This is a genomic window from Modestobacter caceresii (assembly GCF_000761485.1).
Lineage (GTDB): Bacteria > Actinomycetota > Actinomycetes > Mycobacteriales > Geodermatophilaceae > Modestobacter > Modestobacter caceresii.
Genome location: NZ_JPMX01000118.1, coordinates 45,059 through 70,306, shown reverse-complemented (window position 1 = coordinate 70,306; position 25,248 = coordinate 45,059). Strand labels below are relative to the sequence as shown.

Sequence of the window (25,248 nt, the reverse complement as noted above, 5' to 3'; positions counted from 1 at the left end):
CCTGGGGCGGTGGGGCTGCCCGCCGTCGAGCTGCGCCCGCTGCGGCGGGCGGACTTCCCGCTGCTCAGCCGCTGGCTGGCCGAGCCACTGGTCGCCCGGTGGTGGGACGACGACCCGAGCCCCGCCGCGGTCGAGCGGCAGTACGGGCCGAGCGTCGACGGCGCCGACCGGACGGCGGTGTACCTCGGCGTCCACCACGGGCAGCCGTTCGGGCTGGTGCAGGTCTACGCCTTCGCCGACGAACCGGAGTCGCTCGCCGAGCTGTCGGCGATCTGCGAGGTGCCCGCGGGCGCACTGAGCATCGACTACCTGGTCGGCGAACCGGGGGCCCGCGGCCGGGGGCTGGGCGCAGCGATGATCGCCGCCGCCGTCGCCCGCGGCTTCGCCGACCACCCCGAGGCGCACGACCTCCTGGTGCCGGTGGCACTGGGCAACGAGGCCTCCTGGCGGGCGCTGCGCCGCGCCGGGGCGCACTGGTACGCCGACGGTGAGCTGGTGCCGGACAACCCGGTCGACCCACCCGACCACGTGGTCCACCGCTTCACCCGGTAGCCCGGTCGGCCCGGCCTCAGAGCGGGGAGCCGGCCGAGGAGGTCGGCGGGAGCACCCGCAGCACCTTGTCGTCGTCCTCGGCCGGCGTGCCCACCCCGTCGCGGTTGGAGGTGGTGATCCACAGCGCGCCCTCGGCGTCCAGGGCCACCGAGCGCAGCCGGCCGTAGTCCTCGTCCAGGAACGCCGTCGGCTCCTCGACCGGGACCCGTGCCCCGTCGAGCTCGACGACGTGCACCTGCTTCCCGTCGAGCGCCCCGAGGAAGACGTAGGGGCCGGTGACCGCGCAGCCGCCCAGCCCGCCCTCCTCCCCGGGCACCTCGAGCACCGGTGCGACGCCGCCGGGCCCGTAGTCGCCGCCGGCGACGAGTGCGTTGAACTCGTCGGTCCCCTGCAGCGCGTCGTCGGTCCCGTAGAGCTGGTCGCCGCCCTGGCAGAGCGCGGTGACGTCCCGGTGCCCGCGGGTCAGGACCGGGTCGGCGCCGACCGGCTGACCGAAGACGTCGACGGCCAGCACCTTCCCGGCCAGCGACGCCGGGTCGGCCGCCAGCGCAGGGTCCCCGACGTCGCCGGTGCCCACGTAGAGCACGCCGTCCGGCCCGAACAGCAGACCGCCGCCGTTATGCACCTCGCCGCGGGGGATGCCGGTCAGCACCGGGTTGGGGGTGCCGCCGATCGGGAAGCGCACCACCCGGTTGTCGGTCGCGGTGGAGACGTAGGCGTAGAGCAGCCCGTCCTCGGCGAACGTGGGCGAGAGGGCCAGCCCGAGCAGCCCGCCGTCCCCGCCGGTGTCGACGCTCGGCACGGTCATCAGCTCTCGGGGCTGGGCGCGGTCGGGGAAGACCTGCAGCAGCCGCCCGGTGTCCCGCTCACCGACCACCGCCGTCCCGTCCGGCAGCAGCGCCAGGCCGGTGGGCACGACGAGGTCGGTGGCGACCACGTTCGGGTCACCGGCCTGCGCGTCCTCGGCGCCCGGGGTGGACGGCCGGCCGGGCGCCGGGATCGGGCTGCTCTCCTGCGGCGGTGCGACCTGCGGGGGCTGCCCCTGCGGCACGTCGCGGAAGGGGCCGGCCGGCTCGTAGCCGCCGCCGCAACCGGCCAGCAGCAGCCCGCCCAGGAGCAGTGCCGTCAGCCGCCGGGCACCGGGTGCCGTCGTCCGCCGTCCCACCTCGGCAACAGTACGGCGGTTGCCCGGCGCGCTGCGCCGAGCGGGCCCGCCTAGGGTCGGGACCCGTGCCCGACGTCACCGGTCCCGACACCGCCACCACGCTGCCCCTGGGCCCGGAGGAGACGCTGCACGTGCTCGTCCCCTCCCGGGCCCTCGCCGAGGCGGTCGAGGCCCTCTCGCCCCGCGTCCGCGCCCACCGGTTCCCCGACGAGGGGCCGCCCACCGGGGAGGCGGCGCAGGCCCAGGTGCTGGTGCCGCGCGGCGGCGGCGAGATCGCCGCCGAGGTGCTGGACGCGCTGCCGCAGCTGCGGCTGGTCCAGCTGATGAGCGCGGGGGCGGAGAAGTTCGTCGGCCGGCTCCCCGAGCGGGTCACCCTGTGCAACGCCCGCGGCGCGCACACCCCCTCGACCGCGGAGTGGGCGGTCGCCGCCACGCTGGCCGCGCAGCGGGGCATCCCGCACTTCACCCGCGAGCAGGACGCCGGTCGCTGGGACTTCCGCACCGAGCACTCCCTGATCGGCGCCAGGGTGCTGATGGTGGGCGCCGGCGACATCGGCCGCACGATCGGCCGGATGATGGCCGGCTTCGACGTCGACATCACGTACGTCGCCCGCACCGCCCGGGACGGGGTGCGGAGCATCGACGAGCTGCCGCAGCTGCTGCCCGAGGCCGACGTCGTGGTGCTCATCGTGCCGGTGACCCCGCAGACCATCGGCCTCGTCGACGCCGCCTTCCTGGCCGCGATGAAGGACGACGCCCTGCTGGTCAACGCCGCCCGCGGCGTGGTCGTGGACACCGACGCCCTGCTGGCCGAGCTGACCTCGGGCCGGCTGCGCGCCGCCCTGGACGTGACCGACCCGGAGCCGCTGCCCGCCGGGCACCCGCTGTGGTCCGCGCCGAACCTGCTGCTCACCCCGCACGTGGCCGGCGCGGTGCCCGCCACCAACGACCGCGCCACCGCAGCCGTCACCGACCAGCTGGCCCGGGTGCTGGCCGGGGAGCCCCTGGCCAACGTGGTCACCGACTACTGAGCGGGGGCGACGTGGCGCTCCGGGGTGCGCCGAGGGGGAGGGGTGCCCGGCCACGCCACCCCCGGGGAGGTCCGGGGAACCGACGAGCTGACCGGGGGTCCGGGCCGATGACCCGGGGCCGTGCGGGTCAGGGGGCGGGGATGCGGCCGCCGGAGAGGGCGGCGAGGCGGGGCAGGTCACGGGCGCGCAGCACCGGCAGCTGCAGCTGGGTGCCGGCGGTCGTGACCAGCCACAGGTCGGCGCGCTCACCGACCCGGATGCCGGCCACGTCGGGCCAGGCGATCGTGCGGCGGGCGACCAGCGACCGCACGGTGACCCCGTCGTCCCCGAGGTCGACGCCGACCCGGAACACCCAGGCGGCCAGCGCCAGCGGCACCGCCATCAGCAGCCACGCCCAGGGCGAGCCGACGGTCACCGGGAGCACGCAGATCGTCAGGAAGAGGACGGGGACGAGCGCGATCCGGCTCATCCGCATGCGAGCGACAGCCACACCCCGATGGTCCCAGATCCGGCGGGGTGGCCGGTGGGGGTCGGTCAGTCGCTGCTCAGCCGGGCCAGCCGGGCGGCGCTGTCGGTGCCCGCGGCGGCCGTGTAGACGACCAGGTGCAGGTCGGGGGAGTCGGCCAGGGTGAGCTGGTGGTGCTCCAGCAGCAGGCTGCCCACCCGGGGGTGCTCGAAGCGGCGCTCGCTGGAGCTGAACGAGTCGACGTCGTGGCTGGCCCAGCCGGCCCGGAAGTGCTCGCTGGCCCCCTGCAGCCGGGTGACCAGGTCGACGACGGCCGGGTCGTGCACCCGACGGCCGACCTCGGCCCGGAACTGGGTGAGGAAGCGCCGGCTGTCGGTGGCCCAGTCGCCGAGCAGGCTGCGCACGGCGGGGTCGGTGAACACCACCCACAGCAGGTTCCGCTCGCCCTCCGGCGCCGTGGCCACCCCGGGGTAGAGCCGCTCGTAGGCGGTGTTCCAGCCGAGGATCGACCAGCTGTGGGTGAGGACGAAGGCGGGGGAGGGGCCCAGGGCGTCCAGCAGCCGCACGGCGTGTGCCGGCAGCTCCGCCGGACCGGGCTCGGCCGGGGCGGTCGCGGCGTGCCCGGTGAGCCGCAGCACGTACTCGTGCTCGGCCGGCGAGAGCTGCAGCGTGCGGGCGACGGCGTCCACCACCTGCCGGGACGGCGAGATGTCCCGGCCCTGCTCCAGCCACGTGTACCAGGTGTGGCTGACGCCGGACAGCAGCGCGACCTCCTCCCGACGCAGCCCGGGTGCGCGCCGGGCGCCGTGCCCGGGCAGCCCCACGGAGGCGGGCTCCACCTGCCGACGCCGGGAGCGCAGGAAGGCCGCCAGCTCGGTGCGTGGGGAACCGGTCACGCGGAACCTTCTGGGTACGACGTCGGGTGGTGGTGCCAGTACCAGCATCAAGGGTCTCCTTGTGCCCTCGTGCACCGGCCCGCACGCTTGGCCGGCCGCAGTGCTGCGCGCGAGAGGAGTCAGGGGTGCACCAGGTCAGGGCCGTGAGCTCGTTCGTCGGGCGCTGGTTCGCCGTCATCGTCGTGCTGGCGGGCGCGCTGGCGCTGGCGGTCCCCGGGGCGTTCGCCGGGGGGACGGCGGCGGTCCCGTGGCTGCTCGCGGTGATCATGCTCGGGATGGGCATGACCCTGCGGCCGGTCGACTTCGCGGTCGTGGCGCGCCGCCCCTGGGCGCTGCTGGCCGGGGTGGCCACCCAGTTCGTCGTCATGCCCGGGCTGGCGTTCGGGATCGCCGAGGCGCTCGACCTCTCCCCGGCGCTGTCGGCCGGGATGGTGCTGGTCGGCTCCGCCCCGGGCGGCACCGCGTCGAACGTGATCGTCTACCTGGCCCGCGGGGACACCGCGCTGTCGGTGGCGATGACGTCGGTCTCCACCCTGCTGGCGCCGCTGCTCACCCCGCTGCTGGTGCTGTGGCTGGCCGGCCAGTACCTCCCGGTCGACGGCGCCGGGCTGTTCACCTCGATCGTGCAGATCGTCCTGGTCCCCGTCCTGCTCGGCCTGCTGCTGCGCCGGCTCGTCCCGCGGCTGATCGAGCGGCTGCTGGACCTCCTCCCGCTGGTCTCGGTGGCCGGGATCGCCGTGGTGGTGGCGATCGTCGTCGCGGCGAGCGCGGACACCCTGCTGTCGGTGGGGCTGCTCGTGGTCGTGGCGGTCATCGCGCACAACCTGCTGGGCCTGGGCCTGGGCTACGCGGTGGCCCGCGTGTGCGGCTTCGACGAGCAGGGCCGGCGGGCGGTCAGCATCGAGGTCGGCATGCAGAACTCCGGCCTCGCCGCCGCACTGGCCACGGCGCACTTCTCCGCCGCAGCCGCGCTGCCGGCGGCGCTCTTCTCGGTCTGGCACAACGTCTCGGGCTCGCTGCTGGCCGGCCACTGGGCGCGCCGGAGCGCCGCAGCGGAGTCCGAGCCCACCTCCCCGGCCGGTTCCCCCGGCCCCCGTCCCTGATCAGGAGCACGCCATGACGACCACCCAGCCGACCGGTGCACCGGCCGCGACCGGCCTACCATCGCCGGTCGTGACGACCGTCGAGGACCGCCCCACCAGCCCCGCCACCGCCGACATCAAGCCCCGCAGCCGCGAGGTCACCGACGGGGACGCCAAGGCCCCGGCCCGGGCCATGCTCCGGGCAGTGGGCATGGGCGACGACGACTTCGCCAAGCCGCAGATCGGCGTCGCCTCGTCCTGGAACGAGATCACCCCGTGCAACCTGTCGCTGGACCGGCTGGCCAAGCGGGCCAAGGAGGGCGTGTTCGCCGCCGGCGGCTACCCGCTGGAGTTCGGCACCATCTCGGTCTCCGACGGCATCTCCATGGGCCACGAGGGGATGCGCGCCTCGCTGGTCTCCCGCGAGGTCATCGCCGACTCGGTCGAGACGGTCATGTTCGCCGAGCGGCTGGACGGTTCGGTGCTGCTGGCCGGCTGCGACAAGTCGCTGCCCGGCATGCTGATGGCCGCCGCCCGCCTCGACCTGGCCAGCGTGTTCGTCTACTCCGGCTCCACCCTGCCGGGGAAGCTCGGCGACAAGGACCTCACCCTGATCGACGTCTTCGAGGGCGTCGGCGCCTGCGCCGCCGGGAAGATCACCCGCGACGAGCTGACCGCCATCGAGAAGGCCGCCTGCCCCGGGATGGGCTCCTGCGGTGGCATGTACACCGCCAACACGATGGCCAGCGTGTCCGAGGCGCTGGGCATGGCCCTGCCCGGCAGCGCCGCGCCGCCGGCGCCGGACGCCCGCCGGGACGCCATCGCGATCGCCTCCGGCGAGGCCGTCGTCGAGCTGCTCCGCAAGGGCATCACCGCGCGGCAGATCATGACCAAGGAGGCGTTCGAGAACGCGATCACCGTCGTCATGGCGCTGGGCGGCTCGACCAACGCCGTCCTGCACCTGATGGCGATCGCCCACGAGGCCGACGTCGACCTCACCCTCGACGACTTCAACCGGATCGGTGACCGCACCCCGCACCTGGCCGACGTGAAGCCGTTCGGCCGGTTCGTGATGACCGACGTCGACCGCGTCGGCGGTGTGCCGGTCGTGCTGCGCGCACTCCTGGACGCCGGCCTGCTGCACGGCGACGTGCTCACCGTCACCGGGAAGACGATGGCCGAGAACCTCGCCGAGATCAGCCCGCCGGACCTCGACGGCACGATCGTGCACGCGATGAACGACCCGATCCACAAGACCGGCGGCCTGACGATCCTGCGCGGCTCGCTCGCGCCGGAGGGCGCGGTGGTGAAGTCGGCCGGCTTCGACGCCGACGTCTTCGAGGGCACCGCCCGGGTCTTCGACGGCGAGCAGGGTGCGATGGACGCCGTCACCGAGGGCACGCTCAAGAAGGACGACGTCGTGGTGATCCGCTACGAGGGCCCGCGCGGCGGCCCCGGCATGCGCGAGATGCTCGCCGTCACCGGCGCGATCAAGGGCGCCGGGCTGGGCAAGGACGTGCTGCTGCTCACCGACGGCCGGTTCTCCGGCGGCACCACCGGCCTGTGCGTCGGCCACATCGCGCCCGAGGCCGTCGACGGCGGCCCGATCGCCTTCGTCCGCGACGGCGACACGATCCGGCTCGACCTCGCCGCCCGCACGCTGGAGCTCCTGGTCGACGACGAGGAGCTGGCCCGCCGCCGGGAGGGCTGGGCGCCGCCGGCCCCGCGCTACACCCGTGGCGTGCTCGCCAAGTACGCCAAGCTGGTCGGCTCGGCGGCCCAGGGCGCCGTCTGCGGCTGACGCCCGCACCGGTCCGGCCCCGCCCGATGGGGTGAGGCCGGGCCGCTCACGCTGTTGCCGGCGCGCTCCTGCACCGACAGTCCTGGGGTGGAGCGGACGCGTCGGTTGCGGGCACCTGGGTGGCTGGTCGCCGTCCCGGTGCTCACCGGGGCCGCGGGCGGTGCCGCCCCGCTGGCCGCCGACCTGCTGCTGTGCACCGCCGCGCTGGTCACCGCCGGGCTGCTGTGGCGCGCCGGCGGCCGGCTCTCCGGCGGCCCGCGCGGCTGGCGGCTGCTCTCCCTCGCCGTGCTCCTCGGGCTGGGCACCAGCCTGTTCGCCGGGCTGCTGCTCGACCCTCCGCCGGAGGGCGTCTTCGACGCCACCGGGCAGCTGGTCCAGCTGCCGGCGGCGCTGCTCGCGCTGGTCGCCGTCCTCACCCTGCTGTCCCCGGGCAGGCTGCGCCGTGGCGGTGCCCGGCTGGCCACCGAGACCGCGCTGTTCTTCTGCGCCTCCCTCGTGCTGGCCCAGGTGCTGGTGGTCGGACCGGCGATGCGGACCCAGCCCCTGGAGGGCGCGGACCGCATCGTCCTGGAGGTCGCCTGCCTGGTGACCGCCTCGGTGCTGTCCGCCGTCCTCCTGCTGATCGCGGCGTCCCCCGGGCCGCGGCGGTGCGCCGGCGCCCTGCTGCTGCTCGCCGCAGCGACCTGGGCGACCACGCACGGCCTGGCGATCGCCGGCGAGGAGCTGCACCTCTCCGCCCTGGACGGCGCCGCACCCGCCGGTGAGCTCGTCGCCCTGCTGTTGGTCTGCCTGGCGGCGGTGCGCGATCCGGGCGCCCACGCCGAGGCGCCGCCGACCCGGGCCAGTTCCCGGCTCAACGTGGTCGGCCAGCTGCTCCCGCACCTGGTGACCGTGGCCGCCGGGGTCGCCTACCTCGGTGCGCCGCTGCTGGGTGCCGATCCCTCCCCGGCCGCCACGATCGCCCTGCTGGGCTGTCTGTCCCTGACCGCGGTCCACCGCGCCACCGCCGCCCGGGTCGAGCACCGGGTCGCCGCGCGGCTGCGCCGGAGCGAGGCCTACTTCCGCTCGCTGGTCCGCTCCAGCAGCGACGCGGTGCTCATCCTCGACGGCGACCTGCGGATCGGCTGGGCGGCTCCCGCCGTGGAGCCGGCCGACGGGCCGGGCCTGCGTGGCCGGCTGCTGCCGCACGCCGTGCACCCGGAGGACGCCGCCGAGGTGACCGCATGGCTCACCGGCGAGGGCTCGGACGGGGACGTCAGCGGGCTGCGCTGCTTCCGGCTGGCCGACCGCACCGGCGTCTGGCGGGTCTTCGAGGCCGGGGTCAGCGACCTGCGTGGGGACGCCGACGTCGCCGCGCTCGTGCTGCACTGCCGCGACGTCACCGCCCGGCTCGACCGGGAGCACGAGCTGCGCTCGCTGGCCTTCGTCGACCCGCTGACCGGGCTGCCGAACCGGGCGGCCCAACGGCTCGCCCTGGCCGGGCTGCTGGCCGGTGCGGACGACGCGCCGACCGACGCAGCGCTGCTGCTGGTCGAGCTGCACGGCCTGCGCGAGGCCCTCGAGAACGCCGGCAGCGAGGTCGTCGAGACGACGCTGGCCGAGGTCGCCCGCCGGCTGCGCGCGACCGTGCGCGGCGAGGACCAGGTGGCCCGGATCGGCACCGAGCTGTTCAGCGTGCTGGCGCACGGGACCGGGGACGAGCACGACCGGCTCGCCGCCCGGTGCCTGGCGGCGATCGAGGCGCCGATCGTGACCGACGCCGGGATCGTTGACCTGTCCGGTGCGGTCGGGCTGGTGTCGCTGGAGCCCGGGCTGACCGAGGAGCAGGCGGTCGACCGGGCCGAGCTCGCCGTCGTGGACGCCCGGTCGGCCGGCAGCGGCTCGGTGCGCCGGTACCGCGCGGAGCTGGCCGCGGCCCGCGACCGTCGGGAGCAGTTGCGCGAGGACCTGGTCGGTGCCCGGGAGCGCGGCGAGCTCGCGCTGGTCTGGCAGCCGATCGTCGCCCTGGACGACCAGCGGGTCACCGGGGTCGAGGCGCTGCTGCGCTGGCAGCACCCGCTGCACGGGGAGGTGCCGCCGGAGGAGTTCCTGCCGGTCGCCGAGCGGGCCGGGCTGGCGGTGGACCTGCAGCGGTGGGTGCTGCAGGAGGCGACCGCCGCTGCGCTGACACTGCCCCGGGACCGTGGTGAGCTGAAGCTGGCGGTCGACGTCTCGGCCGCCCACCTCGCGGCCGGGACGCTGGTCGGTGACGTGACGGCCGCCCTGCGGGACAGCGGCCTGCCGCCGGAGAGACTGGTGCTGGAGATCGCCGAGTCGATCCTCGAGGTCGATGCCCTCGCCGACGACGTGGCGGCGTTGCGGCTGATGGGCGTGCGCCTGGCCCTGGCCGACTTCGGCAGCGGACGCTCCTCGCTGCCCGCGCTCGGCCGGCTGCAGGTCGACATCATCAAGCTGGACCGGAGCCTGCTGTCCCGGGTGGACCGGGACCCCTACAGCCGGGCGGTCTGTCAGGCCGTGGTCGCGCTGGCCGCGACCCTGGGCATCGACGTCGTGGCCGAGGGCGTGGAGACCACCAGCCAGTTGACGGTCCTGCACTCCCTCGGGTGCGGGTACGCCCAGGGCTTCCTGCTCTCCCGCCCGGTCGGGCTGGCCGGACTGGTGCAGCTGCTGGAGTCCGACACCGGACGGCTGTGGCCCGGGCTGACCGGTCGGGTCGGCGCCTCGTGACCGCGCTGCGCGCGTCGTCGGCCGGCGTGCCGGCGCTGCCCCTCGTGCCCGCGGTGGCGCGCTGGCCCCGGGCGGCGGTGCTGTCCCTGCTCGGCGCGGTCGCCGTCGGCCTCGCCCTCGTGGAGACGGCCTGGCCCGCGGCCGCGGCGCACACGGCACCGGCGGTGCTCAGCGCGGCGTCGCTGGCCATCGGGGTGCTCGTGGTGCGGCACGCGATGCGGCTGGACCGGGAGTCCGCGGCGCCCTGGCGGGCGTTCGCCGTCCTCGCCGGTCTGCTGACGCTGGGCGAGGCGATCGCCGCCGTGCGCGGGGTCGGGGTCAACGCGGTGACCGCCGGGCCGCAGGACGTCCCGCTGGTGGCCGCGGTCCCGTTCGCGCTGCTGGGCTGCGCCCGGCTGATCCGGTCGGCCACCACCGGGATCGGTGCCCGGGTGGCGCTGGACGCCGCCGTCGCCCTGGTCGCGCTGTCCGCGTTGGCCGAGATGGTGATCGGTGCTGCGCTGAACCGGACGGCCGACTCCGTCGACGACCTCATGGCACGCGGCTACCCCGCCGCCGGGGTGGTGCTGTGCACCGTCGGGCTGGTCACCTTCGCGGGGGTGGGGCAGGCCCGGCGGGCCGCTGCCGGATGGCTGGTGGCCTGCTTCGCCTCGGTGGCCGTGGTGACCGTCAGCGGGGCCATCGCCGTGGTCCGCCCCTCCATCGTCGCCGACGTGGTCAGCGGCACGGCCTGGCTGGCCATGCTGGGCTTCGGCACCCTCGCCATCGCCGCCGACCCGGGACGGTCCACCGACCCGGACGAGCCCCCCGAGGTGCCCCTGCTGGGCGTGGTGGTCAGCTACTGCGCCGCCTTCGGCGTGGTGCTCGTGCTGCTGGTCGGCCGGATCGGCGGGAGGTCGATCCTGCCGGTCGAGGCGGGGGCCGCGGCCGTGCTGCTGCTGCTCACCTTCGCCCGCACCCTGGTGTGGGCGGCGGACGGCGCCCGGCTGACCAGGCAGGTGCTGCGCACCGAGGCCTACTTCCGGACGCTGGTGCACAGCGCCGCCGACGTCACCATCGTCCTGGACCACCGCGGTCGGATCACCTGGGACTCCACCGCCGGCCAGCACCCGCACGGCTGGTCGGCGCGCGACCTCGAGGGCCGGCAGCTGGTCGAGTTCGTGCACGGCGAGGACCGGGCGGAGCTGGCGGCGGTGCTGACCACGGGCGCCGACCCGGGGCAGGGCCGTGGGCGGGTCCTCCGGCTGCGCGGCAAGGACGGGAGCTGGCGGTCCTACGAGACGGTGCGGGTGCTCGCCTCCGGTGACCTGCAGCGCCCCGACGCCACCGCCCCCGAGCTGGGCAGCGGCCTGGTGGTGTACCTGCGGAACGTCGACGAGCGCCGGCACAGCGAGCTCGAGCTGGAGCGGATGGCCTACACCGACTACCTCACCGGGCTGCCCAACCGGGCCCGGCTGATGGCCGCGCTGGCCGGCGCCCGCAGCCGGGCCGCGGAGGGGGAGGCCTCGTGCCTGCTGCTGCTGGACCTCGACGGCTTCAAGGCGGTCAACGACATCGCCGGGCACGAGGCCGGTGACCTGCTGCTGACCGAGGTCGCCGACCGGCTGCGCGCCTCGGTCCGGGACCGGGACCTGGTCGGCCGGCTCGGCGGTGACGAGTTCGCCGTCGTCGTGCGGGCCGACCTGGACGAGGCGACGGCGCTGGGGGAGCGGATCATCGCCGAGCTGGCCGGCGTCCACCGCTCGGTGCCCACCCCGGGCGCGGACCCGGACCTGGTCTTCGACGTCTCCTGCAGCATCGGGGTCACCGAGCTGGCCCCGGCCGACGAGGTGCCGGCGACCATCCGCCACGCGGACCTGGCCCTGCGCGCGGCCAAGGCCGCCGGCAAGGGGCGGGTACGCCGGCACGGCGAGACCGCCGACAGCGCCACCGTCCGGCGCACCAGGCTGGCCCGCGACCTGCCCGACGCGCTGTCCCGGGGGCAGCTCCGGCTGGTCTACCAGCCGGTCGTCGGCGTCGCGGAGCGCCGGGTGCTGGGCGTCGAGGCGCTGGTCCGCTGGGACCACCCGGCGCTCGGTGAGGTGTCGCCGGAGGAGTTCGTGCCGCTGGCCGAGGACGACGGGCTGATCGTGCCGCTGCAGCGGTGGGTGCTGGACCAGGCGACCGCCAAGCTGGCCGGCCTGGTCCGCGCGGGCCGCGACCTGCGACTGGGGGTGAACATCAGCGTGCGGCACCTCCAGTCGGGCAGCCTGGTGCCCGACGTCGCCGCCGCCCTGGCGCGGGCCGGGCTGCCGCCGCAGCGGCTCATGCTGGAGGTGACCGAGTCGCTGTTCATCGGCCAGCCGGACCGGGCCGACGGCGACCTGCAGACGCTGCACGACATGGGGTGCGTCATCTCCCTCGACGACTTCGGGCGGGGGTACTCGACCTTCGCCTACCTGGCCCGGCTGCCGGTCGACGTGCTCAAGATGGACCGGGAGTTCCTCGCCGGCATCGCCGAGGACGCACGCAGCGCCGCGCTCGTGCACAGCGTCATCGAGCTCGGGCAGCGGCTGTCCATCGACGTCGTCGCCGAGGGCGTGGAGACCCCCGAGCAGCTGGCGGCGCTGCGCGACCTCGGCTGCCGCTACCTGCAGGGCTTCCTGCTGGGCCGCCCGACCGCCCCCGCGGAGCTGCCGGCCGTCATCGACGCGTTCGATCCGCGGTCGCTCGACGTCGTGGCCGGGCAGGCGGCGGTCACCGTCTCAGGAACCGCCTGACCTGTTCCCATCCTGTGGGACGACGCGGTTGACGGGGTCGTGGTGCGGGGCGCACAGTGTCCTCGTGCCACGCACTCGTCTGCTCGTAGCGATCCACTAGCGCGCCGGTCCCTCCCGACCGACGCGCCACCCCTCCGTGCCAGCGGCACGAGGGGTTTTTTGTTGGCCGGGCACCGCCTCGCCGGCCCCTCCGCCCACCGACAGGCGTCCGCCGCAGCACCCCACCCCGCGCCCAGGGAGATCGTCCAGATGAGCACCACCAGCAGCACCGGCCGCACCGCCGCGGCCCTTCCCTCCTCCGCAGCCGGCCCCGCGGCCGGTCCCGCCCCCGGCGCGGGTCCCGCGCCGGCCACGGCGGTGGCCCCCAGCGAGGCCGCCGCGCAGGCCACCCTCGGGGTCGAGACGACCGCCCGGTCGATGGCCGAGGCGGCCGCCGAGCCGGTCACCGGGATCACCGGTGCGCAGAGCCTGGTCCGGTCCCTGGAGGCGGTCGGTGTCGAGGTGGTCTTCGGCATCCCGGGCGGGGCGATCCTGCCGGCCTACGACCCGCTCTTCGACTCCGCGCTGCGGCACGTGCTGGTCCGGCACGAGCAGGGCGCCGGGCACGCCGCCACCGGGTACGCCCAGGCCACCGGCCGGGTCGGCGTCTGCATGGCGACCTCCGGGCCGGGTGCGACGAACCTGGTCACCCCGCTGGCCGACGCCTACATGGACTCGGTGCCCGTCGTCGCCATCACCGGCCAGGTGCCCAGCGCCGCGATCGGGACGGACGCCTTCCAGGAGGCCGACATCCGCGGCATCACCATGCCGATCACCAAGCACAACTTCCTGGTCACCGACCCCGACGAGATCCCGCAGCGGATCGCCGAGGCGTTCCACCTGGCCGGCACCGGCCGCCCCGGGCCGGTGCTGGTCGACATCTCCAAGGACGCGCTGCAGGCCACCACCGACTTCAGCTGGCCGCCGCGGCTGGACCTGCCCGGCTACAAGCCGACCACCCGCCCGCACGGCAAGCAGGTTCGCGAGGCCGCGGCGCTCATCGCCGCCGCCCGCCAGCCGGTCCTCTACGTCGGCGGCGGCGTCCTCAAGGCCGGTGCCGCCGAGGAGCTGGCCGAGCTGGCCGAGCTGACCGGCGCCCCGGTGGTCACCACGCTGATGGCCCGCGGGGCCTTCCCGGACAGCCACCGGCAGAACCTGGGCATGCCGGGCATGCACGGCAACGTCACCGCGGTCACCGCGCTGCAGAAGGCCGACCTGCTGGTCGCCCTGGGCGCCCGCTTCGACGACCGGGTGACCGGCGAGCTGTCGAGCTTCGCCCCGCACGCCGCCGTCGTCCACGCCGACATCGACCCGGCCGAGATCGGCAAGAACCGCAAGGCCGACGTGCCGATCGTCGGGGACGCCAAGGCCACGATCGTCGAGCTGGTGTCCGCGCTGCGCGCCGAGCACGAGGCCGGGCGCACCCCGGACCTGGACGCCTGGTGGACGCAGTTGGACGACTGGCGCACCCGGTACCCGCTGGGCTACGACTGGCCCGAGGACGGGATGCTCTCCCCGCAGTACGTGATCGAGCGGCTGGGCGCCATCGCCGGCCCGGACGCCATCTACGCCTCCGGGGTCGGGCAGCACCAGATGTGGGCGGCCCAGTTCATCTCCTACGAGAAGCCCGGCACCTGGTTGAACAGTGGTGGGCTCGGCACGATGGGCTACGCCGTCCCGGCCGCGATGGGCGCCAAGTACGGCATGCCCGGCACCACCGTGTGGGCCATCGACGGCGACGGCTGCTTCCAGATGACCAACCAGGAGCTGGCCACCTGCGCCATCGAGGGCATCCCGATCAAGGTCGCCGTCATCAACAACGGCAACCTCGGCATGGTCCGGCAGTGGCAGACCCTGTTCTACGAGGGGCGTTACTCCAACACCCACCTGAACACCCACGGTGGCAAGGAGGGGACGGCCCGGCAGGTCCGGATCCCCGACTTCGTCACCCTCGCCGAGGCGCTGGGCTGCGTCGGGCTGCGCTGCGAGTCCAAGGACGACGTCGACGCGGTGATCGAGAAGGCCATGGCGATCAACGACGCGCCCGTCGTCATCGACTTCATCGTCGGCTCCGACGCCCAGGTGTGGCCGATGGTCGCCGCCGGCAAGAGCAACGACGAGATCCTGGCCGCGCGCGACGTGCGCCCGGTCTTCGGGGAGGGGCAAGTCTGATGAAGGACCCCCTCTCCCCCCACCACTCGCTCCGCTCGCGGCGGGCCCCTGAGACGGGGCCGACCAGCTCGCAGGAAGAAGGCCCCCGTTGACCCGTCACACGCTCTCGGTCCTGGTGGAGAACAAGTCCGGTGTCCTGGCCCGGGTCTCGGCGCTGTTCAGCCGGCGCGGGTTCAACATCGAGTCCCTCGCCGTGGGGCCGACGGAGAACCCGGACCTGTCCCGGATGACGATCGTGGCCGACGCCGAGGCGCAGCCGCTGGAGCAGATCACCAAGCAGTTGAACAAGCTGATCGAGGTGATCAAGATCGTCGAGCTGGACACCGCCGCGGTGCAGCGTGAGCTCCTGCTGGTCAAGGTGCGCGCGCCGCTGGCCGACCGCGCCCAGGTGCTGCAGACCGCCGAGCTCTTCCGCGCCCGGGTGATCGACGTCAACACCGACACCGTCACCCTCGAGGCCACCGGCACGCCGGACAAGCTGCAGGCGCTGCTGGCCGTCCTCGCACCGCTCGGCATCAAGGAGATGGCCCAGTCCGGCACCGTCGCCCTGGGCCGCGGACCGCGGTCGATGAGCGGCGCCGGTACCTTGCGCCCGGTCGAGCGCTCCGCCTGAACGAACACCCCCAGATCAGGGGCCAAAGTCGCGATTTTGGCCCTCCGCTGAACAAAGGAGAGCACCACCAGATGGCCGCCGAGATCTTCTACGACGACGACGCCGACCTCTCGATCATCCAGGGGCGCACCGTCGCCGTCCTGGGCTACGGCAGTCAGGGCCACGCCCACGCGCTGTCGCTGCGCGACTCCGGCGTCGACGTCCGGGTCGGCCTGCCCGAGGGCTCGAAGAGCCGGGCCAAGGCCGAGGCCGAGGGCCTGCGCGTGGTCACCCCCGCCGAAGCGTCCGCCGAGGCCGACCTGATCATGATCCTCGCCCCGGACCACGTGCAGCGGACGCTGTACACCGAGTCGGTCGAGCCCAACCTGCAGGACGGCGACGCGCTGTTCTTCGGCCACGGCTTCAACATCCGCTTCGGCTACATCAAGCCCCCGGCCGGGGTCGACGTCGCCATGGTCGCCCCCAAGGGCCCCGGGCACCTGGTGCGCCGCGAGTTCAGCGACGGCAAGGGCGTGCCCTGCCTCATCGCCGTCGAGCAGGACGCCAGCGGCAGCGCGCAGGCCCTCGCGCTCTCCTACGCGAAGGGCATCGGCGGCACCCGCGCCGGCGTCATCAAGACGACGTTCGCCGAGGAGACCGAGACCGACCTGTTCGGTGAGCAGGCCGTGCTCTGCGGCGGCATGTCCGCCCTCGTGGCCGCCGGGTTCGAGACCCTCACCGAGGCCGGCTACCAGCCCGAGATCGCCTACTTCGAGTGCCTGCACGAGCTCAAGCTGATCGTCGACCTCATGTACGAGGGCGGCATCGCCAAGCAGCGCTGGTCGGTCAGCGACACGGCCGAGTACGGCGACTACACCTCCGGCCCGAAGGTCGTCGACGCCCGTGTCAAGGAGTCGATGAAGGAGGTCCTCGCCGCGATCAAGGACGGCTCCTGGGCCGCTGCCTTCATCGCCGACCAGGACGCCGGTGCGCCGGACTTCAAGGCCAAGCGCGCCGCGGCCGAGGCGCACCCGATCGAGGAGACCGGCCGCAAGCTCCGTGGCCTGATGAGCTGGGTCAGCGCCAGCGACGACTACACCGGTACCGCCGCCCGCTGAGGCAACGCCCCGCTGAGCAGGCCCCCTCCCCGGGGCCGACACGACACGGCCCCCGCAGCGTCTGCTGCGGGGGCCGTGTCGCGTCCGGGGGAGGGGTCAGCGGATCGCTGCCCGCTGGGCCCGGCGGGCGGCGAAGTAGCGGCTGGCCGGCTTGAGGCACACCAGCACGACGGTCGCGACCGCGGCGGCGACCAGCAGCAGGGAGAACAGGATGGCGCCGCCGTCCCCGTCGCCGAGGGCGCCGACGAGGGTCAGGCCGGTGAACGCGATGGCGATCGACCCGCCGACGATGAGCAGGACCCGGTTGCGGCCGGTCAGCGCCCAGACCGAGCCCCAGATCATCAGCACCGTCCACAGCACGGTGATCAGCCCGAAGGCCAGTGAGATCCCGCCGACCGCACCGAGCCCGCCGCCGGCGACGGAGAAGAGCTCCTCGTCGAAGCCCTCGGCGCCGGCGAGGGCCGCAGCGCCGAAGACGATCAGGAAGAAGCCGACCAGGACGCCGAACGCCGCCAGCACGAAGCCCAGGACGGCGGCGGTGATCACCGCTCCGGGGCGGGCGGTCGACGGGGACTCCCCGTACCCGTACTGCCCGTAGGACTGGCCCTGCTGGCCGTAGGGCTGCTGGCCGTACTGCTGCTGGCCGTAGGGGTCTGGCTGGCCGTACTGGCCGTACTGGCCGTACTGCGGTTGGCCGTACTGGCCCTGCCCGTACTGGGGCTGGCCGTACTGGCCCTGCCCGTACTGGGGCTGGCCGTACTGGCCCTCGCCGTACTGGCCCTGCCCGTACTGGGGCTGCCCGTACTGGGGCTGCCCGTACTGCGGTTGGCCGTACCCGGGCTGACCCGTCCCGCCCTGGCCGTACTGCGGGTCCGGCTGCTCGTACGGGTTCTGGCCGGTAGGGGGCCCGTACGAGGGCTGGCCGTACTGCTCCTGGCCGTACTGCTCCTGGCCGTACTGCTCCCCGGGCTGGGAGCCCTGCCCGAACGCGGTGGAGCCGGTGTTCCCCGGGGCCGGCGGCGGCTCTCCCCCCTCCGGCTGCTGGCCGAACGGGGTCGTCTCGTGACGGCCCTGGGCGTCGTCCCGGTCGCTGCTCATGTTCTCCTCCGACGAGGCCGGTGGTACCGGCGCTTCGCCGCCAGCTTGGCGGTGCCGGCAGGGCCGGGCAAGCACGGGGGTCCGTCCGTGTGTCCACTCAGTGGGACCAGTGGACACCGGCGCGCCGCGTGGTGGGCGGCGTCCCTACGCTGTGGAGTCGTGACCACGACCACGCCCGTCGTCCTGATCGCCGAAGAGCTCGCGCCCAGCGTGTTGGAGGTGCTGGGAGGCGACGTCGAGATCCGCCACGTCGACGGCGCCGACCGGGGCGCCCTGCTGCCCGCGCTGGCCGACGCATCGGCCGTGCTCATCCGCTCGGCAACCCAGATCGACGCCGAGGCGCTCGCTGCGGCGCCGCAGCTCAAGGTCGTCGCGCGGGCCGGCATCGGCCTGGACAACGTCGACGTCCCCGCGGCCACCGAGCGCGGTGTGCTGGTCGTCAACGCCCCGACCTCCAACATCGTCAGCGCCGCCGAGCACGCCGTCGCGCTGCTGCTCGCCGCCGCCCGGCACATCCCGGCCGCCGACGCCTCGCTGCGCGACGGGAAGTGGGCGCGGTCGAAGTTCACCGGCGTCGAGGTCACCGAGAAGACCGTGGGCGTCGTCGGGCTGGGCCGGATCGGGGTGCTGGTCGCCCAGCGGCTGGCCGCCTTCGGCGTCACCCTGATCGCCTACGACCCCTACATCCAGCCCGGCCGGGCCGCCCAGCTCGGTGTCCGGCTGGTGTCCCTGGACGAGCTGCTGCGTGAGTCGGACTTCATCACCGTCCACCTGCCCAAGACCCCGGAGACCCTCGGGCTGATCGGCGCCGAGCAGCTGGCAGCCACCAAGCGCGGCGTGATCATCGTCAACGCCGCCCGGGGCGGGCTGGTCGACGAGGCCGCCCTGGCCGAGGCGCTGCAGTCCGGCCAGGTCGGTGCCGCCGGCATCGACGTGTACGCCAAGGAGCCCTGCACCGACAGCCCGCTGTTCGGGCTGCCGAACGTGGTGGTCACCCCGCACCTGGGCGCCTCCACCACCGAGGCGCAGGACAAGGCCGGCACTGCCGTGGCGCGCAGCGTCCGCCTGGCGCTGCAGGGCGACTTCGTGCCCGACGCGGTGAACGTCCAGGCCGGCGGCATCGTGGCCGAGGACGTCCGCCCCGGGCTGCCGCTGGCCGAGAAGCTCGGCCGGGTGTTCACCGCGGTCGCCGGTGGGCTGGCCCAGTCGGTGCACGTGGAGGTGCAGGGCAAGATCGCCGAGTTCGACGTCTCCGTCGTCCAGCTGGCGGTGCTGCGGGGCGTCTTCTCCGACGTCGTCGAGGAGCCGGTCACCTACGTCAACGCGCCGCTGCTGGCCGACCAGCGGGGCCTGGACGTCACCCTGTCCAGCAGCACCGAGAGCCCGCACTACCGCAACCTGATCACCGTGCGGGGGGCGATGGCCGACGGCACGGAGGTGACCGTCTCGGGCACGCTCTACGGCAAGAACCAGGTGCCCAAGCTGACCGAGGTCAGTGGCTTCGAGATCGACCTGGCCGCCGACGGCTACCTGATGTTCTTCGTCTACGCCGACCGGCCCGGCGTCGTCGGCACGGTGGGGGCAGCGCTCGGCGAGGCGGGGGTCAACATCGCCGGCGCACAGGTCAGCCGCACCACCCAGGGCGGCGAGGCGCTGATGGCAGTGACCGTCGACAGCCCGGTCAGCGGGGAGCTGCTGGCCGACATCGCTCAGCGGATCGGCGCCGGGCAGGCCCGGACCGCCGACCTCAACCCGAGCTGACCCGCTCGTCTCCCGCGCGACCACAGGCCGCGTCGTCCCCACGGGGACGACGCGGCCTCGTCGTGTCCGGGTTCGATCCGGGCACCGGCCACTGGGCCGAACGGTGGTTGAGGGCTGACTCAACGTGTCATCTGCCCGATCTCGTTCCGCCGAACGGTGAGCGGCACGCCGGTGTCCAGATGTCGACGGCTCCGAGGCCGGGTCGATGCCCGAGAACTCGGCGCAGATGCGCTGCGCGACGGGCCGCGCTGCGCCGAACGGCCTATTGGCCGCCGGCGACCACGGCGAGCACCGTGTGACTGGTCCGTCTCAGCTGGTCACCGTTCCTGGTGATCGGCCGGGCGGTCCTCCCGCACGAATCACTGACAGGGGTGCCCGTGGGTCCGAGCAGCACGCACACGAACCGGGCGGGACGCCGACGCGTCGCCGTCCGGACGGGGGTCGTCGCCATGACGGCCGCCCTCGTCACGACGGGGGGCGTCGGCGGTGCGCTGGCCGCGCCCGCTGCACCGGTGGCCGACCGGGGGCAGGCCGACCTGAGCGCCGGCCAGCTGGACCAGCTCAGGTCCCAACTGGCCGCCCAGGCGCGGCCGGCGGGTCTGCCGCAGCGCGGTCCGACGTCCTTCTTCCTGGAAATCGACGAGACCGGCACCTCGCAGGTCTACTCCGACGCACTCGACGAGGGGGAGGGGCAGGCGCAGGCCGCCGACGCGGCGCGGGCCGCCAAGCCGGAGGTCGAGGCCGCCGCCGACCGGGTCGTCGCCGACCTGCCGGACTCGGTGGCCGACGCCGAGGTGCTCTACACCGCCTCCACGGTCGTGCCCGGCGTCGCGGTGTCCGCGGACGCCAGCGACTACGAGGCGTTGACCGCACTGCCCGGGGTCACCGCGGTGCACGCGATCACCCCGAAGGAGACCAGCAACACCGGCGCCGCCGAGGTCGTCCGGGCCGTCGAGGCCTGGCAGGCGCTGGGCAACACCGGCGAGGGCGTCTCCGTCGGCATCATCGACACCGGCATCGACTACACCCACGCCGACTTCGGCGGCAGCGGCGACGTCGCCCAGTACGCGGCGCTCCAGGCCGCCGAGGCAGCCCCCGCCCCGGCCGGGGTCTACCCGAACGCCAAGGTCGTCGGCGGGCGGGACTTCGTCGGCGACAGCTACAACGCCGACCCGAGTTCCCCCGACCACCAGCCGGTGGCCATGCCCGACGACAACCCGCTGGACTGCAACGGTCACGGCACCCACGTGGCCGGCACCGCAGCGGGCTACGGCGTGACCGCGGACGGGCAGACCTACACCGGCGCCTACGACGAGTCCTTCGATCCGAGCGCGCTGCGCATCGGTCCCGGCATGGCGCCGGACGCCTCGCTGTACGCGCTCAAGGTGTTCGGCTGCGACGGCTCGACCGACGTCACCATCCAGGCCCTGGAGTGGGCGATGGACCCCGACGGTGACGGGTCGATCGACGACCACCTCGACGTCGTCAACCTCTCCCTCGGCTCGGACTACGGCCTGGCCGACGACGCCGACGCGATGGTCGCGAACGAGGCGATGGAGCACGGCATGCTCGTCGTCATGTCCGCCGGCAACGCCGGGGACAGCTACGACATCGGCGGCTCGCCGGGCAACGCCCCGCGCGGGATCGGCGTGGCCGCGTCCAACGACGGCTACGGCATCTTCGACGGCTGGCAGGTCGTCTCCGGCGGGGGCCCCAGCGGCATCCGGCCGGGCCTGCGCTCGATCGCCTACAGCGACCGCGACGAGGCGGGCGAGCTCGAGCCCGACCTGACCGGCCCGGTCGTCCTGCCCGAGGCCGGGGACGACCCGACCGGGTGCGCCCCGTGGAGCGGGGACTACACCGGCGAGATCGTCCTCATCGAGGCCGACGGGTTCGCCTGCGGTTCGGTGGCCAAGGGCTCCAACGCCCGTGACCACGGCGCCGTCGGTTTCATGATCATCGGTGACGACGACCTGCTGGAGACCGGGATCACCGGGGTCCCGGAGATCCCGGGCATCCTCATCACCGCGACCGACGGTGCGGCGCTCGCCGCCGCCGTCCAGGCCGGCCCGGTGACGGTCACCTTCGGCTCGAGCCTCAAGGACGCCGCCACCGTCGACGACCCGGCGCAGATCGACCTGCTCGCGTCGTTCTCCTCCCGCGGCACCCGCCAGGCCGGTGGCCTCAAGCCGGACGTCTCCGCGCCCGGCGTGACGGTGTACTCCGCAGCGGTCGGCACCGGCGACGAGGGCGTCAGCCAGTCCGGCACCTCGATGGCCGCCCCGGTCACCTCCGGGGTCACCGCGCTGATCCGCGCCGCGCACCCGGACTGGACGACGGAGGAGGTCAAGGCCGACCTGATGAACACCGCCGTCCACGACGTGCACACCGCCGAGGGCGTCGTCTACGGCCCGAACCGGCAGGGCGCCGGCCGCATCGACGCCCGGGCGGCCCTGGACAACCAGGTGCTGGCCTACGCCGACGCCGGCTCCGGCGTCGTGTCCGCCTCCTTCGGCGTGATCGAGGCGGTCGACCCGAAGCTGGTGCGGAACGAGCAGATCACCGTCTCCAACAAGAGCGACCGGACCGTCGGCTACAAGCTCCGGTACGAGGCACTGGTCGACCAGCCCGGTGCCAGCTACCGGGTGGAGCCCTCGGTCGTGCACGTCGCGCCGAACACCAAGACGGTGGTCAACGTCGTCCTGACCGTGAAGCGGGACCAGCTGCGCAAGGTGGCCGACCCGACGATGGTCACCGACGACGGCCGGCAGTTCCTGGGCGAGGCCAGTGGCCGGGTGGTGCTCACCCCGAGGAAGGGCGACGCACCGACGCTCCGGGTGCCGGTGCACGCGAACCCGGAGCCGGCGTCGAACCTGATCGCGCAGGACCGGGAGGGCGGCACCTCGATCACCCTGGTCGGCCGGGGCGTGAGCAACGGCCCGGCGTTCGAGCCGACGTCCTACACCTCGCTGGCCACCGCCTTCGAGGGCCTGGGCCGCAGCCCGCAGATGCCCCGGTGCGCCGACGCCGCCCTCCCGGACTGCTACAAGTCCGAGCTGGAACGGTCGGTCGACCTGGCCATGGTGGGGGTGGCCTCCGACGTGGCAGCCAGCCCGGCGGACCCGTGGCTGTACTTCGGGGTCACCGCGCACGGCCGGTCCACCTCGCCGGAGACGGCCGTGAACTACGGCGTCTACGTCGACGCGACCGGTGACGGCGCGTGGGACTACCAGGTGACCACCACCCGGATCCCCGACTACGACGTGCCGCTGGTGGTCGTCACCGACCGCCAGTACCAGCTGCTGCCGGCCGCGGACCCCTACATCGGGTTCCTCAACGTGGCCGACGGCACGGTCGACACCAACGTCTACGACTCCGACGTCCAGGTCATGGGCGTGCCGACGTCGGTCATGCCGCTGGTGCAGGGCCGGATCTCCTTCGGGGTCCAGTCCGCCAGCGCGTACGGCACGGTCGACGGTGTGGGCACCGTGCTGAGCCTGACGGGTGAGGCCGAGCTGGCCTCGGAGCGGATGAGCTTCGACCCGCTGGACCCGGGGCTGTCGTTCACCGTGGACGGCGCACCGGCGGTGCTCGTCCCGGCGATGAACGGCACCACGATCGCGGTCACCCAGAGCGCGTCGTACGCGGCCGACACGTCGGTCGGCGGCTTCAAGGGGGCGATGGTGGTGGTGTCGCACAACGACACCGGCACCGGCCGGGCGCTGACGGTCCCGATCGCGGTGCGGCCGGGGGCGCCCACGGCGCCCTGACCACACCGCACGACCCGGACGCCCTCCGCGAGCACCACCTGCGGGGGGCGTCCGGCGTGTGCGGGTGCGAGGCCGGAGGCGGGCGCCCACTAACCTCTGGCCTCATGCGCCTGGCAGTGGTCCCTGGAGACGGCATCGGTCCCGAGGTGGTGGCCGAGGGCCTCAAGGTCCTGGGCGCGGTCGCCCCGGACATCGAGAGCACCTTCTACGACCTGGGGGCGGCCCGCTGGCACCGCAGCGGTGAGCTGCTCCCGGACTCGGTGCTGGAGGAGCTCCGGCAGCACGACGCGATCCTGCTCGGTGCGGTCGGTGACCCCGGGGTGCCCAGCGGCATCCTGGAGCGCGGGCTGCTGCTCAAGCTGCGCTTCGAGCTCGACCACCACGTCAACCTCCGCCCCGCGCGGCTGTTCGACGGCGTGCGCAGCCCGCTGGCCGAGCCCGGCGAGATCGACATGCTCTGCGTGCGCGAGGGCACCGAGGGTCCCTACGTCGGCAACGGCGGTGTGCTGCGGCGGGACACGCCGCACGAGGTGGCCACCGAGGTCAGCCTCAACACCGCCTTCGGGGTCGAGCGCGTCGTCCGGTACGCCTTCGAGCGGGCGGTCGCCCGGCCGCGCAAGCACCTCACCCTGATCCACAAGACCAACGTGCTCACCCACGCCGGCTCGCTGTGGTCGCGCACCGTCGAGGAGCTCTCCGCCGAGTTCCCCGAGGTCAGCGTGGCTTACCAGCACGTCGACGCCGCGGCGATGTTCTTCATCACCGACCCGGGCCGCTACGACGTGATCGTCACCGACAACCTCTTCGGCGACATCGTCACCGACGTCGCCGCCGCGGTCACCGGCGGGATCGGACTGGCCGCCAGCGGCAACCTCGACGTGTCGGGCACCAACCCGAGCATGTTCGAGCCGGTGCACGGTTCCGCGCCGGACATCGCCGGGCAGGGCATCGCCGACCCGACGGCCACCGTGCTCTCGGTCGGTCTGCTGCTGGAGCACCTCGGCCGGCCCGAGCTGGCCAAGAAGGTCAACGCCGCCGTCTCCTTCGACCTCTCCACCCGCGACCCGAAGGCGACGATCCGCACCACCGAGGTCGGCGACCGGCTGGCCGCCCTCGCCGGCTGAGCAGCGGGCTACCGGCTGGGTCGCCCCGGCGTTAGCGTCACCGCCGTGCTGGCTGCGGTGCGGGAACGCTACGGTCCGCCGGACGTCGTCCGGGTCACCGAGGTGCCGATGCCGGTCGCCGGCCCCGGCGAGCTGCTGGTCCGGGTGCGCTGCACCACGGTCAACCGCACCGACTGCGCGTACCGGGCGGGCACGCCTCGGCTCACCCGGCTGCTCACCGGGGTGCGCCGGCCCCGCGCGACCGTCCTGGGCACCGAGTTCGCCGGCGTGGTGGCGACGGTCGGTGCGGGGGTGGGTGACCTCGCGGTCGGTGACCGGGTGTTCGGCTACGTCGAGGGTCGGTTCGGTGCGCACGCGGAGTTCCTCACCGTCCCCGCCGACGGCTTCCTGGCGCAGGTGCCCGACGACGTCCCCGACGACGTGGCGGCGGCCGCCACCGAGGGCGCCCACTACGCGGTGGCCGTCCTGCGGCGGGCGCGGATCAGGGCAGGTGAGGACGTCCTCGTCCACGGCGCCACCGGGGCGATCGGCTCGGCGGTGGTCCAGCTGCTGCGCGACCTCGGTGCGCACGTCACCGCCGTCTGCGACGGGGCCCGGGCCGACCTGGTGCGCAGCCTGGGCGCCGACCGGGTCATCGACCGCACGACCGAGGACTTCCTGGCCGACCCGCACCGCTACGACGTCGTCGTGGACGCGGTCGGGAAGAGCTCGTTCCGCCAGTGCCGTCGGCTCCTGCGCCCCCGCGGCCGCTACGTGTCCACCGACCTGGGTCGGCTGGCGCAGAACCCCGTGCTGGCCGCGGTCACGCCGCTGTTGCGCCGGCGCCGGGTGGTCTTCCCCGTCCCGGTACAGGACCCGGCCATGCCCGCCGACCTGCGGGACCTCCTCGCCTCGGGAGCCTTCCGGCCCGTCCTCGACGACCGGCGCTGGCCGCTCGCGCAGATCGTCGAGGCCCACCGGTACGTCGAGCGCGGGCAGAAGACCGGCAGCGTGGTGATCGACGTCGGGTGACCCGGTGTCCGCCGTCCCAGCGGGTGGAACGCCGGTTCCACTCCACGCGCCCGGCGTGCTGTACTGGTGGTGATGGACGCCACC

17 protein-coding genes are annotated in these 25,248 nt (G+C 74.3%); 13 read left to right on the top strand and 4 right to left on the bottom strand.

The genetic code is table 11. From position 1 onward, the window contains the following. The first annotated feature begins 9 nt into the window (after positions 1-9). On the top strand, positions 10-552 hold the full coding sequence (locus tag IN07_RS21005) for a GNAT family N-acetyltransferase (protein WP_052091596.1): 543 nt from the start codon (positions 10-12) through the stop codon (positions 550-552). Positions 553-568: 16 nt separating this feature from the next. On the opposite strand, the gene IN07_RS21000 is transcribed toward IN07_RS21005, so the two are convergent. Next, positions 569-1,717: a PQQ-dependent sugar dehydrogenase gene (locus IN07_RS21000; protein ID WP_052091595.1), complete on the bottom strand. Its 1,149-nt coding sequence runs from the start codon at positions 1,715-1,717 to the stop codon at positions 569-571. A 65-nt stretch (positions 1,718-1,782) separates the two neighbouring features. Here IN07_RS21000 and IN07_RS20995 point away from each other — a divergent pair, with 65 nt between their 5' ends. After that, positions 1,783-2,748: a 2-hydroxyacid dehydrogenase gene (locus tag IN07_RS20995; RefSeq protein WP_197058587.1), complete on the top strand. Its 966-nt coding sequence runs from the start codon at positions 1,783-1,785 to the stop codon at positions 2,746-2,748. A 127-nt stretch (positions 2,749-2,875) separates the two neighbouring features. Here the strand turns inward: IN07_RS20995 and IN07_RS20990 are convergent, their stop codons facing one another. Both IN07_RS20990 and IN07_RS20985 read right to left on the bottom strand, forming a co-directional pair. After that, positions 2,876-3,238 (bottom strand): PH domain-containing protein, encoded by a 363-nt coding sequence (locus tag IN07_RS20990; RefSeq protein WP_081975597.1) that lies wholly within the window; start codon positions 3,236-3,238, stop codon positions 2,876-2,878. A 44-nt stretch (positions 3,239-3,282) separates the two neighbouring features. After that, positions 3,283-4,110, bottom strand: coding sequence for a helix-turn-helix transcriptional regulator (locus tag IN07_RS20985; protein ID WP_036340037.1), 828 nt, complete (start codon positions 4,108-4,110; stop codon positions 3,283-3,285). Between the two features lie 143 nt (positions 4,111-4,253). On the opposite strand from IN07_RS20985, the gene IN07_RS20980 reads away from it, so the two are divergent. The 7 genes from IN07_RS20980 to ilvC all read left to right on the top strand — a co-directional run bounded on the left by IN07_RS20980 (position 4,254) and on the right by ilvC (position 16,400). After that, entirely contained in the window at positions 4,254-5,213 is a 960-nt protein-coding gene (locus tag IN07_RS20980) for a bile acid:sodium symporter family protein (protein ID WP_231558508.1), read from the top strand. A 70-nt stretch (positions 5,214-5,283) separates the two neighbouring features. Beyond that, a complete protein-coding gene (gene ilvD, locus IN07_RS20975) occupies positions 5,284-6,993 on the top strand; it encodes a dihydroxy-acid dehydratase (protein ID WP_036340496.1) in 1,710 nt (569 codons plus the stop codon). An 87-nt stretch (positions 6,994-7,080) separates the two neighbouring features. Continuing rightward, positions 7,081-9,720, top strand: a complete 2,640-nt coding sequence (locus tag IN07_RS20970; RefSeq protein ID WP_156119320.1) for a putative bifunctional diguanylate cyclase/phosphodiesterase — start codon at positions 7,081-7,083, stop codon at positions 9,718-9,720. Further along, positions 9,717-12,479: a putative bifunctional diguanylate cyclase/phosphodiesterase gene (locus tag IN07_RS20965; RefSeq protein WP_156119319.1), complete on the top strand. Its 2,763-nt coding sequence runs from the start codon at positions 9,717-9,719 to the stop codon at positions 12,477-12,479. Before IN07_RS20970 ends, IN07_RS20965 begins: the two co-directional genes overlap by 4 nt. Before the next feature lie 249 nt (positions 12,480-12,728). Beyond that, on the top strand, positions 12,729-14,690 hold the full coding sequence (locus tag IN07_RS20960; protein ID WP_036340028.1) for an acetolactate synthase large subunit: 1,962 nt from the start codon (positions 12,729-12,731) through the stop codon (positions 14,688-14,690). 88 nt (positions 14,691-14,778) lie between these two features. Then, positions 14,779-15,303 (top strand): acetolactate synthase small subunit, encoded by a 525-nt coding sequence (gene ilvN / locus IN07_RS20955; protein WP_036340025.1) that lies wholly within the window; start codon positions 14,779-14,781, stop codon positions 15,301-15,303. 71 nt (positions 15,304-15,374) lie between these two features. Next, positions 15,375-16,400, top strand: coding sequence for a ketol-acid reductoisomerase (ilvC, locus tag IN07_RS20950; RefSeq protein ID WP_036340023.1), 1,026 nt, complete (start codon positions 15,375-15,377; stop codon positions 16,398-16,400). 96 nt (positions 16,401-16,496) lie between these two features. Here ilvC and IN07_RS25990 read toward each other — a convergent pair whose 3' ends face one another. Further along, complete coding sequence (locus tag IN07_RS25990; RefSeq protein WP_052091594.1) at positions 16,497-17,498, bottom strand: hypothetical protein; 1,002 nt, start codon at positions 17,496-17,498, stop codon at positions 16,497-16,499. 159 nt (positions 17,499-17,657) lie between these two features. On the opposite strand from IN07_RS25990, the gene serA reads away from it, so the two are divergent. The 4 genes from serA (at position 17,658) to IN07_RS20925 (ending at position 25,164) form a co-directional block, all read left to right on the top strand. Further along, positions 17,658-19,259 (top strand): phosphoglycerate dehydrogenase, encoded by a 1,602-nt coding sequence (gene serA, locus IN07_RS20940; RefSeq protein WP_036340020.1) that lies wholly within the window; start codon positions 17,658-17,660, stop codon positions 19,257-19,259. 449 nt (positions 19,260-19,708) lie between these two features. Next, the gene (locus tag IN07_RS20935; protein WP_052091593.1) at positions 19,709-23,029 is read left to right on the top strand and encodes a S8 family peptidase; all 3,321 of its coding nucleotides are present in this window, start codon (positions 19,709-19,711) and stop codon (positions 23,027-23,029) included. Positions 23,030-23,133: 104 nt separating this feature from the next. Then, complete coding sequence (locus tag IN07_RS20930; RefSeq protein WP_036340018.1) at positions 23,134-24,153, top strand: 3-isopropylmalate dehydrogenase; 1,020 nt, start codon at positions 23,134-23,136, stop codon at positions 24,151-24,153. A 45-nt stretch (positions 24,154-24,198) separates the two neighbouring features. Then, entirely contained in the window at positions 24,199-25,164 is a 966-nt protein-coding gene (locus tag IN07_RS20925) for an NAD(P)-dependent alcohol dehydrogenase (RefSeq protein ID WP_036340015.1), read from the top strand. Positions 25,165-25,248 lie beyond the last annotated feature (84 nt).

Bases quoted from the DNA above. Each gene is read 5' to 3' on its own strand.
- IN07_RS20960 (WP_036340028.1), top strand. From the start codon at position 12,729: ATGAGCACCACCAGCAGCACCGGCCGCACCGCCGCGGCCCTTCCCTCC.
- ilvC (WP_036340023.1), top strand. From the start codon at position 15,375: ATGGCCGCCGAGATCTTCTACGACGACGACGCCGACCTCTCGATCATC.
- IN07_RS25990 (WP_052091594.1), bottom strand. From the start codon at position 17,498: ATGAGCAGCGACCGGGACGACGCCCAGGGCCGTCACGAGACGACCCCG.
- IN07_RS20935 (WP_052091593.1), top strand. From the start codon at position 19,709: ATGACGGCCGCCCTCGTCACGACGGGGGGCGTCGGCGGTGCGCTGGCC.
- IN07_RS20930 (WP_036340018.1), top strand. From the start codon at position 23,134: ATGCGCCTGGCAGTGGTCCCTGGAGACGGCATCGGTCCCGAGGTGGTG.